The 12751-nt window shown below is 49.7% G+C and carries 13 protein-coding genes; 6 read left to right on the top strand and 7 right to left on the bottom strand.

Translation table 11 applies throughout. The features are described from left to right. The first annotated feature begins 3 nt into the window (after positions 1-3). Positions 4-726, top strand: coding sequence for a pyruvate formate-lyase-activating protein (gene pflA / locus ACZ25G_RS09315; RefSeq protein ID WP_463682258.1), 723 nt, complete (start codon positions 4-6; stop codon positions 724-726). A gap of 32 nt (positions 727-758) precedes the next feature. Here pflA and ACZ25G_RS09310 read toward each other — a convergent pair whose 3' ends face one another. The 4 genes from ACZ25G_RS09310 to ACZ25G_RS09295 form a co-directional block, all read right to left on the bottom strand. Continuing rightward, a complete protein-coding gene (locus ACZ25G_RS09310; protein ID WP_224771542.1) occupies positions 759-2288 on the bottom strand; it encodes a sensor histidine kinase in 1530 nt (509 codons plus the stop codon). Continuing rightward, positions 2275-2943: a response regulator transcription factor gene (locus tag ACZ25G_RS09305; RefSeq protein ID WP_342680404.1), complete on the bottom strand. Its 669-nt coding sequence runs from the start codon at positions 2941-2943 to the stop codon at positions 2275-2277. Before ACZ25G_RS09305 ends, ACZ25G_RS09310 begins: the two co-directional genes overlap by 14 nt. Before the next feature lie 342 nt (positions 2944-3285). Beyond that, entirely contained in the window at positions 3286-3903 is a 618-nt protein-coding gene (locus tag ACZ25G_RS09300; RefSeq protein WP_463682257.1) for an N-acetyltransferase family protein, read from the bottom strand. After that, entirely contained in the window at positions 3893-4864 is a 972-nt protein-coding gene (locus tag ACZ25G_RS09295; protein WP_191481631.1) for an aldo/keto reductase, read from the bottom strand. The genes ACZ25G_RS09300 and ACZ25G_RS09295 overlap by 11 nt, the downstream gene beginning before the upstream one ends. Before the next feature lie 357 nt (positions 4865-5221). Here ACZ25G_RS09295 and ACZ25G_RS09290 point away from each other — a divergent pair, with 357 nt between their 5' ends. The 5 genes from ACZ25G_RS09290 (at position 5222) to ACZ25G_RS09270 (ending at position 9483) form a co-directional block, all read left to right on the top strand. After that, positions 5222-6085, top strand: coding sequence for an endonuclease/exonuclease/phosphatase family protein (locus ACZ25G_RS09290; RefSeq protein ID WP_463682256.1), 864 nt, complete (start codon positions 5222-5224; stop codon positions 6083-6085). 163 nt (positions 6086-6248) lie between these two features. Next, positions 6249-7229, top strand: a complete 981-nt coding sequence (locus ACZ25G_RS09285; protein ID WP_342680408.1) for a hypothetical protein — start codon at positions 6249-6251, stop codon at positions 7227-7229. Positions 7230-7313: 84 nt separating this feature from the next. Beyond that, complete coding sequence (locus tag ACZ25G_RS09280; RefSeq protein ID WP_342680409.1) at positions 7314-8141, top strand: phosphatase PAP2 family protein; 828 nt, start codon at positions 7314-7316, stop codon at positions 8139-8141. 103 nt (positions 8142-8244) lie between these two features. Continuing rightward, the gene (locus ACZ25G_RS09275) at positions 8245-9225 is read left to right on the top strand and encodes a biotin--[acetyl-CoA-carboxylase] ligase (protein WP_463682255.1); all 981 of its coding nucleotides are present in this window, start codon (positions 8245-8247) and stop codon (positions 9223-9225) included. A gap of 45 nt (positions 9226-9270) precedes the next feature. Next, on the top strand, positions 9271-9483 hold the full coding sequence (locus ACZ25G_RS09270) for a hypothetical protein (protein ID WP_191481636.1): 213 nt from the start codon (positions 9271-9273) through the stop codon (positions 9481-9483). Positions 9484-9600: 117 nt separating this feature from the next. Here ACZ25G_RS09270 and rpsU read toward each other — a convergent pair whose 3' ends face one another. The 3 genes from rpsU to rsfS form a co-directional block, all read right to left on the bottom strand. After that, positions 9601-9777: a 30S ribosomal protein S21 gene (gene rpsU, locus ACZ25G_RS09265; RefSeq protein ID WP_191481637.1), complete on the bottom strand. Its 177-nt coding sequence runs from the start codon at positions 9775-9777 to the stop codon at positions 9601-9603. Between the two features lie 130 nt (positions 9778-9907). Continuing rightward, positions 9908-12313 carry a leucine--tRNA ligase gene (leuS, locus tag ACZ25G_RS09260; RefSeq protein ID WP_463682254.1) on the bottom strand — a complete coding sequence of 802 codons (2406 nt, stop codon included), beginning with the start codon at positions 12311-12313 and terminating at the stop codon, positions 9908-9910. Positions 12314-12394: 81 nt separating this feature from the next. Next, positions 12395-12751 (bottom strand): ribosome silencing factor, encoded by a 357-nt coding sequence (gene rsfS / locus ACZ25G_RS09255; RefSeq protein ID WP_191481639.1) that lies wholly within the window; start codon positions 12749-12751, stop codon positions 12395-12397.

Here is a 12751-nt window from a genome sequence, read left to right as displayed (position 1 = left end):
TCCATGAAGGAGAATGAGATCATCACCGGCCGCATTCATTCCTTTCAGTCCCTGGGAGCGGTGGATGGGCCAGGAATCCGGTATACTGTCTTTTTGCAAGGCTGCCCCCTGCGGTGTATCTACTGTCACAACCCGGACACCTGGGACCCCGCCGCCGGGCAGGTTTGTACGGTGGAGGAGGTGGCCCAGCGGGTGCTGCGCTGCCGCCCCTATTTTGGGGAACTGGGAGGCGTCACCGTTACAGGTGGTGAGCCCCTTCTTCAGCCGGACTTTGTGTCCGCGCTATTTCAGCGCCTGCAAAAGGAGGGGATCCACACCGTTTTGGATACCTCCGGCGCCATAGGCCTCGACCGGGCAGAACAGGTGCTGCAATATACGGATCTGGCCCTGGTGGACGTAAAGTTTCTCTCGGACAAAGGGTATCGCGACCATTGCCGGGGAGATTTTTCCAGAGTCAAGGAGTTTCTCGCCCTAACCCAAAGGCTCCAGGTTCCTATCTGGATCCGCCATGTGGTGGTGCCCGGCCTTACCGACGCTCCCTCCCACATCAAGGCCCTGGCGGATTTTTGCAAGCAGTATCCCAACCTTGAGAAAATAGAGCTTCTCCCTTTTGAAAAGCTCTGCCTGGAAAAGTACAAGGCGATGGGGGTGCCCTTCCCTCTGGAAGACACCCCTGCCATGTCCCGGGAAAAGCTGAACCGTCTTCAGACGCTTTTAGGGCAATAAAAAACAGCCATCCTCGGATGGCTGTTTTTTATTTACTTTCCGCCTTTATGCTTATCGGAGGAGGGAAGCATTTTCCTTTCCTCTTCCGAGGTGGTCTTCAGCTCAAACCAGAAGATACTCCCCTGGCCAATGGAGCTGATGACCCCATAGGCCGCGCCGTGGAGATCCAGGATGTTTTTGACAATAGAAAGGCCCAAACCGGTACCAATGGCCGCCCGTTTATGAGATTTATCCACCTTGTAATATCGGTCCCAAATATAGGGGATTTCCTCTTGGGCAATACCGTCACCGGTATCGATGATTTCCAGCTTCACCGCGCCTTCCCGGACACTTTGGCAGACGGTCACCGTCTTATCCGGGCCGGTGTAGTTGATGGCATTGTTGATGAGATTATAGATCACCTGGGACATTTTCAGCTCATCTGCCATGACCATCGCCTCGGCATCGGCAATAAACTTGATGTGATAGCCCTCCTGCTCTGTCAGCTTCATATAGCGGGTCATGATCTCCCGGACCGTCTGGGTGATGTTAAACTCAGAAAGGCTCAAGGTCATGGTGCCCGACTGCAACTTGGAAATGTCCATCAGGTCGTTGACCAGGCTGGTGAGCCTTTTTGCTTCGTCAATGATGATCTGGATATTCTCCGGTGTGTTTTCCCCAGGGATATCCCGCATGACCTCGGCATAGCCGGTAATCATGGTCAGCGGGGTTCGCAGATCGTGGGAGATGTTGGCGATAAGCTCCCGGCGCAGCCCTTCCACCTTGGAAAGCTCCTTGGCGGCATAGTTGAGGGTATCGCCCAACTCGGAGATTTCCCGATATCCTCCCCCCGCGAAGGTAGTATCATATTTTCCCTTGGCCAGTTCTTTCGCCGACTGGTTGATCTTGATAATAGGCTCGGAAATCTGCCGGGAGAGAAGCAGGGCCAGACCTACACAGAGCACCAGGAGAATGATGGTGACATAAATCAGCTGTACCCGCAAAGTCTCCACCGTAGAGTTGACCGGTGTAATGGTAGAGTTGAGAAGGATCATGACGGTGTCTCCGTCCGATCGCTCCACCAGCTGGGCATATACCATATTTTCCACCTTGGTCCGCATGGGCGGCGGTACATCCCAGCCCTTTTTCTCCATCTTGACCCAAAATTCCTCACTCCACTGATCCTGAGAAATCAACTCGAAGGTCGTTCCGCCCCCCTCCTCCGCCTTTTCATACATAGCCGAGAGATCCTTCACATTCATCTTATGAATGGTACACTCTGCCACGGATTCGTAGGAATAAAGGTTTGCAAAATTTTCATCCACAATGCGGATGCAGGTATCATTGCGTTTGGATAGATTCTCTATCAGTGAATCAAGATCGTCGTTGTCAATGTTGCGGACAATGCTTTCCGCAGTGGACTTAATATTCTGGGTCTTGATGGCCTTGTAAAAGCTCTCCAGAAATACAGTTTGAAACAGCCACAGCAATACCAGCATAAAGCCCACAAATACTACAAGGTAGCCAAAGAGTTTCCACTTGATGCTCACCTTATTTTTTAGATGCAGTTTATTCCACTTCAAAGCGGTATCCCACCCCTCGCAACGTTACAATAAACTTGCTGTATGGGCCCAGTGTTTTGCGCAGCAGTTTAATATGGGTGTCCAGCGTACGGTCATCGCCGTAAAAGTCATAGCCCCACACGTCACTGATGAGCTTTTCCCGAGTCAGTGCAATGCCACGGTTTTTCACCATATAGAAAAACAGATCGTACTCTTTGGGGGACATGTCCACCTTCTCCCCGTCCACATAGACAAGGCGTCCGGTGAAGTCCACCGTCAGCCCCTCAAAGGAAAGGACTTCCTTCTGGGTCTCCCCGCTGCTGCGTTTGACGATGGCTGCTACCCGCATCATCAGTTCTTTGGGAGAGAAAGGCTTGACCACATAGTCGTCGATGCCAAGCTCAAAGCCGTGGATCTTGTCGTATTCCTCCCCACGGGCGGAAAGCATGAGCATAGGTACATTTTTAAATTTGCGGATCTCCCTGCACGCGGAAAACCCATCTAATTCCGGCATCATCACATCCATAATCACAATGTCGAAATCCTGCTCCTTGCAGAGCTTTACCGCTTCCATGCCATCCGCGGCTTCCACCACTTCATGGCCTTCAAAATTTGCGTATTTTTTAATCATTTGGCGGATCCGCTCTTCATCGTCCACCACAAGAATCCGATACATAGGTCCCCTCCAAATTTATTCTGGTTTTTATTTTGATATAATGAAATATTTTAATCCGCCTGTGTGACGGCTGCATGAAGATAGGCTGAAAAACCAACTGAAGAAAATTCACACACAGGGTCAAAAAAGCCCCGTACCACAGGGCACAGGGCGATTTTTCTTCTGAATACCATCCGAAGGAAGATGATGGCATCCAGAGTAGAGAGAAGAAAAGAGGAAAGAAATATGAAAAGAAGTTATTAGCAAGCATCTTTCTTGATGCTGGTTTTAGTATAAAAGGCGAATGTGACCTCCATATGAAGGTCTCATGAACCCTGTAAGAATTTGGAGAAAAAACGCGCTTTAAATTTCCCCTTTCCCTAAAATCTCCTGTAATCTCTCTGCGGAAAGGGCCGCAATACTAATCGGGGGCACCGGTTCCCTATCAAAATTGCCCAGATGTCTTTCCAGGCAGATGACATCATGCCACCGGCCCAGCTTGTACCCACACCGATGCCAGATCCCGGCATCTTCAAAACCAAAAGCCTTGTGCAGCGCCAAGCTTCCGGCGTTGGGCAGGGTGACTACCCCATAAGCGTTGTAGTAGCCCAACTCCTCGGCAAAGGCCAAGAGGCGGGCATAGAAGCCAGAGCCAATTCCCCGGTTTTGAAACCTCTCCTCAATATAGACAGAGGTCTCCACATCCCAGTCATAGGCTGCCCGCTCTCTAAAGGGGGAAAGATAGGCATATCCGGCAATCTCGCCCCGCTCTTCACAAACCAAATAGGGATATTGGGCCGATATATGCCGGATACGGCTGGCAAACTCCGCCACCGAAGGCACATCGTATTCAAAAGTTACCGCCGTATCTGTAACATAGGGGCGGTAAATATCCCGTAGTCGCCCGGCATCCGCCTCCTTGGCCAAACGGAAAATCCGTCCTGGCCCACCACTGTCGCCCCTTGTAGCATTAGTCTCCATATAAAGCCCGTTCCTCCTCCGGAGCGATGACGAAGTCCCCGCCGGACATGGAGTCCTTGAGCTGATCCAGGCTGGAGCAGCCCACAATGGCAAAGCCCTCTACAGGGTTGGAGGTGATGAAAGAAAGGGCCACTGCTGCCGGAGAGAGCCCATTTTTCTCCCCAAAAGCCTTGACCCGCTGGGCACGGGCCACATTTTCTGGACTGAGGAAACGCTTGCGGGCTTTTTCGTTAAGTCCCTCTTCCCCCAGTGTCAAATATTTGGAGAAAAAGCCCTTGGCCTGGGGGCAGTAGGCCATGACCGGCATGCCGCTCTCCCGGTACCAATGGTATTCTTCCTTGGTCATGGTCTCCATGGTGGGGTCTCCATACTGCTCCTTGGTGGTGGATGCCAGACTCCACTGGATCTGGCTCATGGCGATAGGTGTCTTTCCCGCCCTTGCCGCATAAGCGTTTGCCTCGGCAATCCGTTTAGCGCTCCAATTGGACACCGCCGGGAATTTGATCTTCCCTTCCTTCACAAATTCATCCAGATAATCTATAATATAGGATACATCCCGGCTGGGATCATCACGGTGCAGCCAGTAAATGTCCACACAGTCCACACCTAGATTGCGCAAACTTTCCTCCAAATCCGCTGCCACCTCTTCCTTAGCCAAACGGATGGTCTTTTTATCATAAGCGGAAGGATGTCCCCCCTTGGTGGAAAGGATCACCTTTTCCCTGGCGCCCCGGCTTTTCAGCCAGCGGCCGATGATGGTTTCGCTCAGCCCTTCGCCGCCCGGATAGTCGTTGACATAGGCCCTGGCTGTATCGATACAGTTGCCGCCATGAGCCACATAATAATCGAGCATTTCAAAGGATTCCTTTTCTGTCAGCCGGGTACCGAAAATCATGGTGCCCAACACAATCTTACTCATATCCAGGGTAAAATCGCCGGATGTGATGGATGCATATCGCATAGAGATCCCTCCGTTTTTCCTTTAGCCTTATTTTTCCTTATTTTACAACAATCCGTCAGGAGGGACAAGAAAGTCTTTTTATTTTTTATAGAATCTCCCTCAATTTGGATATTCTATTAATATTTTCGAAAGAAACTTGTGAAAAATATTCATAAATTTACACATAAATTAAGAAAACTTTAAGCGTTTAGTACTTTTATCTAGCGATAAAGTGTGGTAACATAAAAACAATGCAACTTGTATCATAAAAAGTATATTCCGGGGCTCTTTGATTCTGTGTTTTTGACAGGAAATCGGGTCCCAGACACCATAGATAAAACCAGAGGAAGAAAAACCAATTGTCAGAGGTGACCCTATTTGATTCGAACCAATTCTTTTTATCCCAGCGACTGCTTTAAGGTGGCATCCTTTAACCTGCGCACCGATAGCAAAAGCGATAAGTTCAACCGCTGGGAATATCGCAAGCAATTGGCCATAGAGGCCATCCGACGCACCGGGGCCAGCGTCATCGGTGTACAGGAGGCCCTGCCTGCCATGCGGGAAGACTTGCAGCGGATGCTGAAAGGCTACAGCGTATTTGGCTGGGGACGCAGCAAAAATAAGCAGAGCGAACACTCCGATATTATCATCCGCAACGAGGATGCCAATGTAGAATTCCACAAAACCATCTGGCTTTCCAAACATCCTGAGATTCCGGGAAGCCGTGCCTATTTCGCCGTATTTCCCCGTATCTGCACAGTGGCAGAGGTCCATTTCAAAGGGATGGAGGACAGGCGTGTCCGGGTGTTTAATACCCACTTTGACCATGTTTGTGGCCTGGCCAGGAGGTTGGGGGTGGAAATCATCCTGCGCTATATCCACGAATATAACAAGACGGATCCCCTGCCCACCATCATCATGGGGGACTTTAACGCCAAGCGAAACAGCAAATGTGTGCGGATGCTCCGGGAAAACACCCACGGCTACTCGGATCTTCGCTTTGTGGATGTTTATTCTTATTTTGACAAACATCACGAAGAGCCTATGAATACTTACCATGGCTTTAAGGGGAAACTGGGGAAAAGCCCCATCGATTATATCTTTGTCACCGACGATTTTACTGTGGAAAACGTGAAAATTGACACCAGCATGATTGATGGCCGTTATCCCTCTGACCACTATCCTGTTATCGCCACCCTTTCCCTCAAAAAGAAACAGAAGGACATTCAGAAGTCGGCGTAAATAAATTGCGACTGCTTCTTAAACATTTTGTAAATTTAAGGATATCTGCCTGGAAATGGCGGATATCCTTTTGACTTTCTCTCCCCTGTTTGCTATAGTATTTGGGTAAATGACGGTTTTGTGGCAACAAAGCCGTCAAGTTGTCTTTTCAGGGGGGAACACCATGACAAAAACCGGAAAATGGATTGTCGCTATTTTAATTATCATGGTAGCGATTCCTCTCATTGGCATCTCCCTCATACTTATTAACTATTCCTTTGCCACCAACCCAGCACAGCTTGACAATGAAATGTGTCATCTTTTTGTCAGTGATTTAAAAGAGACCTATCCTATAGAGAATGCCAGGGTAACCTCTCCCTTATCCAATGTGGTCTACATCGATGTGGACCTTGAGGACGCTGTGACAAAGGATCTGGAGGAAAACCGGCAAATTCTCCAAGACACCATTCAATATTTTTCCCAGATGGAAGTCGTCAATTCTCTTAAAGACACTTTTTTCCACAAGTCCGAAACATCTTCATCCCAGAAAGGCCAGGTTCATTTTGACGAGGAGGGAAGGCCTATCCTCACCTATCAGGTTGCTTTGTCAGCTGGTTCCTCCCAGCAGCCTTATTACCGCCTCGCTGCCGGCGACGGTTATCAGGACTGTTTTGACTTTTGGAGGATTGAAGATGTAGTATCCGGGAAAGAATATACACTGTGTATAGGAAATCGGATCTTTCACACATCGCTTTCCCAGCAGATGCAAGATCTTATGCCGCAATACTGTCCGTCCAGTGATGGATTGGTGACAGCCACCCAGCTCAGCGCAGCCGGCCAGGTTTCCCTCACTGTATTTTTGCCCAAAGCCCAGGGCTATGACGAAATCCATACCCTATTTGACGAAATGGGCACCCTGATGCTGATGCCGGAAGCCGTGCGCGCTTATGACCAGGTCTCCGGACGGACAAGCTCCCAGGCCACCGATTACACCTATACGCTGACCTTCTGCATCCCTGCCCAAACTACAGGACTGTATGAGGTCCTCTACAGTTTTGCCCCTCAGGTAAAGCAAGACGGTGACGCAGACCTCTCTGTCTGGGAGGTCCGAGATTACCAACAGGACAACGTTTCTACAGAAACCCTCCTGCTGCATCCTGTATAATATCTTATAGAATGTCCATGAGTTCTTAGTCTTTTCAATCTCTTTTTAGAAACATAACGTACCTTGGGTACAGATCGGAGAATTATGGAAGCTCAAATTATCAAATGGATTCAGTCCTTTTCCCATCCCATTCTGGACGATGTCTTTCAAGTCGTCACCATGCTGGGGGAGGAGCTTTTTATCATCGTCGCGATGGCGCTTATCTACTGGGTATTTAATAAAGAGATGGGCAAATATCTATGCTATAGCCTTTGTGTCACCCTTTGCGTCAACGGCATCATCAAGTCGTTGGTCAAAGCGCCTCGTCCTATTGGAGAGGAGGGGATCCGCAGTCTACGGGTGGAAACAGCGGACGGTTACTCCTTCCCCAGCGGCCATACCCAGTCCTCTTCCACCTTTTTCTTCTCTATTGCCTGCTGGATAAAAAAGTGGTGGCTCTTTCTCATCGCTGCCGTCCTTTCCCTGCTGGTGGCTCTTTCCCGACTTTATCTCGGCGTCCATTGGCCCAGGGACGTTATTGCCGGCCTGCTCCTTGGAATTGTATTATCCGCCCTCTCTTATTTTCTCTATCGCAAGGTTAAAAACCGTTTGCTGCTCTTTGGAGTCACATTGATTCCCCTTCTGACCGGCCTCTTTCTCCCTGATCTGGGACATTATGTCCGGAGCCTGGGGCTTTATCTCGGCTTTGCATTAGGCGTCCTGTTTGAAGAGCGGTATGTCAATTTTTCTGTTAAAGGAACTGCCCTCCGGAAGGGACTTCGTTTTCTCCTGGGTGCTTTATGCCTTGGTGTTCTCAAATTCACTTTGGATCTTCTGGGGGATAGTATCCCGGTACAACTGATCGAATATACCTGTATCTCATTCTTTGGCCTGGGTATCTGGCCCCTGATTTTCACAAAACTCCACCTTTAGTTGATTTGCCGTCCCGGCCGGGACGGCTTTTTTATAGGGTAAAGCGCTTGCCAATCCCCAGGCCGGCAGCTATAATAAAAACATACCTGCAAGGAGGCCGCCTATGGAAAGAAAAACTCTGCTGGAAATACTGGACTCCGCCGGCGGTGAATTTATCTCCGGCGAGGAATTGGCCGCACGGTTAGGCGTCACCCGCTCCGCCATTTGGAAAGGAATCCGCCAATTGCGTGCGGAGGGTTATGATATCCGTAGCAAAACCAACAATGGCTATGCCCTGTTGGGGAATCCCGACCTGCTGACCCCTAAAAAAATTTCGGACTGTACTTCAATGGCATATCCAGCAGAGCGGATTTCTGTTTTTCCCAGTGTCAAATCCACCAATTCCCTATTGCGGCAGCAGGCCATGGAGGGCGCTCCAGAAGGGACTGTGGTGGTCGCCGAAGAACAGACCGGCGGCCGCGGACGGATGGGCCGCAGTTTTCTCTCGCCTCAGGGTGGGCTCTATATGAGTATTTTGGTCCGCCCCCAGATGGAGGCAGGACGCATCCTTTTTCTTACCATGATTGCCGCCTTAAGCGTCATTGACGCTGTCCAACGCCTGTATGGTGTGACCCTCTCCATTAAATGGGTCAACGATATCTTATTTGACGGCAGAAAGCTCAGCGGCATTCTCACCGAGGCCTCCATGGACGGTGAAAGCGGCGGATTGGAGTTTGCCGCTGTAGGTATTGGGATAAATTTTCGAGGACGCGATCAATTCCCCACAGAAATAGCGTCTACAGCCGCTGTGCTGGAGGAGGTTACCCAGCTTCCTCTTTCTCGCTCTAAGTTATGTGGGGCGATTCTAGACGAATTCTGGGACAGGTATCATGCATTCTCCGCTACAGGGGAGACCAAAGAGCTTCTTTCCCGCTATCGGAGCCATCTCTGTATGCTGGGGCAGCGGATCCACGTCCTATCGCCCCAAGGGGAATATCATGCTGTAGCCAAGGATATCGCCGACAATGGGGCACTATTGGTACAGCGGGAAGACGGCAGTATAACTTCTGTACAATCCGGTGAAATTTCGATTCGCCCAGATTAAAAAAAAACTTGTGTTTCCTGGTATAAGATGAAAGGAGGGGGACCGATGATTAATAAAACACAGCTTTTTAAATGGCTTTCTATCATCTTCTGTGTGGCCTGTGTCTGCTTAATGGCCATCTATGTATATGATAAAAACACTGATACCGCCGTGTGGGGCATTACATCTTTTCTTCTGGCCGTGATTTTCAGTATATTCCATAGCCTCAATAAAAACAAAAGCAAGCAGCCTCAGTCCATCCAGAAACGCCGGAAATAACATCGCACATAAAAAGGCCGAGAGAAAACAGGCAATTTTCTCTCGGCCTTTTTTCCGTATAAATGAAAAAGCGGACAACACTGCCCGCTTTCATCATCTTTTTGAGCGACACGCCGCTTATTTATATTTGCGTTTGCGTGCTGCTTCAGACTTCTTTTTCCGTTTGACAGAAGGCTTCTCGTAATGCTCTCTCTTGCGCACCTCAGCCAAGACGCCGGCTCTGGCGCACTGTCTCTTAAACCGTCTCAGAGCGCTGTCAAGAGATTCATTATCTTTAATACGAATTTCAGCCATTTACTAATTCCCTCCCTCCGCCATGCGACAGGAGTTTTTACACAATAGTGTAACAACATATATTATACAATAACATAGTTACCCATGTCAAGTAAATTAACCGCTGTGGATTTAGTCAAATTGAACAAGATTACTTGGCCACGATGTTGACAAGCTTACCCGGCACATAGATTTCCTTGACAATCTGTTTCCCGTCAATGAAGGAATGAACCATAGCGTTCTCCTTGGCAAGGGAGAGAACCGTATCCTTATCGGTATCAGCGGGGATGGTAATCCGTGCCCGAATCTTTCCGCAAACCTGCACTGCGATTTCGATGGTGCTGTCCTTGCATTTAGCCTCATCATAGCTGACCCACTGGGTGGCGTTGAGCATGCCTCCCATGTTTTGAAGCTGCCAAATCTCCTCTGTCATATGGGGGGCAAAGGGGTTAAGCATAATCAGCAGATCCCGGTATTCGGCTCTATTGATAGCACCGGTATCGGAAATATCGTTGAGCAGGCTCATCATCGCCGCAATTGCCGTGTTAAACTTCAGATTTTCAATATCCTCGGATACCTTCTTGATGGTCTTATGCATGGCGCTTTCCACCTCTGGACGGTAGCTATCCCCTTCCACCAAGCAGTCCTGCAGCGCCCAGATGCGCTCTAAAAAGCGCTTACAGCCCTTGATAGAGCTAGAGCTCCAGGGAGCAGCCTTCTCAAAGTCGCCGATGAACATCTCATACAGCCGCATGGTATCTGCACCGTATTCCTTGACAATGTCGTCGGGATTGACCACATTGCCCCTGGATTTGCTCATCTTCTCGCCGTTTTCGCCTAAGATCATACCATGGCTGGTTCTCTTTTTATAGGGCTCCGGTGTGCTCAAAATCCCCAGGTCATAGAGGAATTTGCTCCAAAAACGGGAGTAGAGCAGATGAAGGGTGGTGTGCTCCATACCACCGTTGTACCAGTCTACCGGCATCCAGTAATCCAGCGCCTCTTTGGAGGCCAGAGCCTCATCATTGTGAGGGTCACAATACCGCAGGAAGTACCAGGAGGAACCAGCCCACTGGGGCATGGTATCCGTCTCCCGTTTCGCCGGGCCGCCACAGTGGGGGCAGGTGGTGTTGACCCAGTCGGTCATGGCCGCCAAGGGGGATTCACCGTCGCCGGTGGGCTCATAGGACTCTACCTCGGGGAGGCGCAGAGGCAGCTCCGATTCAGGCAGAGGCACCCAGCCGCATTTTTCACAGTAGACCAGAGGAATAGGCTCGCCCCAATAACGCTGACGGGAGAAAACCCAGTCGCGCAGCTTATAGTTGACCTTGGGATGGCCTTTGCCGTTATCCTCCAGCCATTGTTTTATCTTTTCTTTGGCCTCTTCTACACTCAGTCCATTCAAGAAATCGGAGTTGACCATAACGCCGGTTTCGCAGTCGGTGAAGGCTTCCTTCTCCACGTCACCGCCCTTGACCACCTCAATGATGGGCAGGTCAAACTTTTTGGCGAATTCCCAGTCGCGGGTGTCGTGGGCAGGTACAGCCATAATGGCTCCTGTTCCGTAGGTCATCAGTACGTAGTCGGAGACAAAGATGGGGATTTCCTTACCGTTAACAGGGTTAATACCCTTGACCCCTTGAATCTTCACACCGGTCTTTTCCTTGACTACCTCGGTCCTCTCAAAATCGGATTTTTTAGCTGCTTCCGCCTGATAAGCGCGGATTTCCTCCATATTGGAGATGCGATCCGCCCACTGCTCCAAATAGGGGTGTTCGGGGGAAATGACCATATAAGTAGCGCCAAACAGGGTATCGGGCCGGGTGGTATACACCTTCAATATGTCGCCGGCAGTGGTGCCGAACTCTACCTCCGCTCCGGTTGAGCGGCCAATCCAGTTTTTCTGGCTCACCTTGATCTTGTCCATATAATCCACAAGGTCCAGATCGTCAATGAGCCGCTGGGCATATTCTGTGATTTTCAGCATCCATTGGCTCTTCACCTTATGGATGACCTCGCCGCCGCAGCGTTCACAAACGCCGCCCACGACTTCCTCATTGGCCAATACCACCTTGCAGGAGGTGCACCAGTTGACAGACATTTCCTTTTTATAGGCAAGCCCCTTTTTGAACAGCTGGATAAAAATCCACTGGGTCCACTTATAATAATTGGGATCGGTGGTGTTGATTTCCCGGTTCCAGTCAAAGGAGAGGCCCAGGCTCTTCAGCTGCTGTTTAAAGCGAGCCACGTTATTTTTTGTCACGATTTCTGGATGGATGTGATTTTTAATGGCAAAGTTCTCGGTGGGCAGCCCGAAGGCATCCCATCCCATGGGATAGAGCACATTATAGCCTTGCAGCCGCCGTTTTCTTGCCACAATATCCAGCGCCGTGTAAGAGCGGGGATGGCCTACATGCAGCCCCTGGCCCGACGGATAGGGGAATTCCACGAGAGCGTAATATTTGGGCTTTGTATAGTCATTCACGGCCGCGAATGTATTGTTCTTGTCCCAAATGTCCTGCCATTTTTTCTCTATGCTGGCAAAATCATATTTCAACCTTTACAACTCCTTTGTAATTTTTACGCAGACAGGTGCTCCGGAAAAATTCCGGAACACCTGGAATTGTCCTTCTTTACGTTATCCTGTTACAACATCAGATAGATCTACCGGCTGGCCATCGGCCCACAACCGTTCCAAGGAATAAAATTCCCTCTGCTCCCCGCAGAACACATGGACGATGACATCATAGTAGTCAAGCACCACCCATGTGGAACTCTGATACCCTTCTGTCTTATTGGGTTCCAGTCCCAGCTTGGTCAGTTCGTATTCCACTTCGTCCGCCAGGGATTTGACCTGTGTGGTACTGGTTCCGGTGGCAATGACAAAGTAATCGGCGATAATAGAAAGGTCTTTAATCTTAATCGCCTTAATGTCCAACGCCTTTTTCTTATCCAGGATTTTCGCGATTGTTTTTGTAAGCTCTAAAGGTTCCAT

This window comes from Zongyangia sp., assembly GCF_965361945.1.
This window is presented reverse-complemented; position numbering and strand designations above follow the sequence as displayed.

Excerpts from the sequence above, each read along its gene's own strand:
- pflA (WP_463682258.1), top strand. The coding sequence starts at position 4 with ATGAAGGAGAATGAGATCATCACCGGCCGCATTCATTCCTTTCAGTCC.
- ACZ25G_RS09305 (WP_342680404.1), bottom strand. The coding sequence starts at position 2,943 with ATGTATCGGATTCTTGTGGTGGACGATGAAGAGCGGATCCGCCAAATG.
- ACZ25G_RS09300 (WP_463682257.1), bottom strand. The coding sequence starts at position 3,903 with ATGGAGACTAATGCTACAAGGGGCGACAGTGGTGGGCCAGGACGGATT.
- ACZ25G_RS09295 (WP_191481631.1), bottom strand. The coding sequence starts at position 4,864 with ATGCGATATGCATCCATCACATCCGGCGATTTTACCCTGGATATGAGT.
- ACZ25G_RS09285 (WP_342680408.1), top strand. The coding sequence starts at position 6,249 with ATGACAAAAACCGGAAAATGGATTGTCGCTATTTTAATTATCATGGTA.
- ACZ25G_RS09280 (WP_342680409.1), top strand. The coding sequence starts at position 7,314 with ATGGAAGCTCAAATTATCAAATGGATTCAGTCCTTTTCCCATCCCATT.
- ACZ25G_RS09275 (WP_463682255.1), top strand. The coding sequence starts at position 8,245 with ATGGAAAGAAAAACTCTGCTGGAAATACTGGACTCCGCCGGCGGTGAA.
- ACZ25G_RS09270 (WP_191481636.1), top strand. The coding sequence starts at position 9,271 with ATGATTAATAAAACACAGCTTTTTAAATGGCTTTCTATCATCTTCTGT.
- rpsU (WP_191481637.1), bottom strand. The coding sequence starts at position 9,777 with ATGGCTGAAATTCGTATTAAAGATAATGAATCTCTTGACAGCGCTCTG.
- rsfS (WP_191481639.1), bottom strand. The coding sequence starts at position 12,751 with ATGGAACCTTTAGAGCTTACAAAAACAATCGCGAAAATCCTGGATAAG.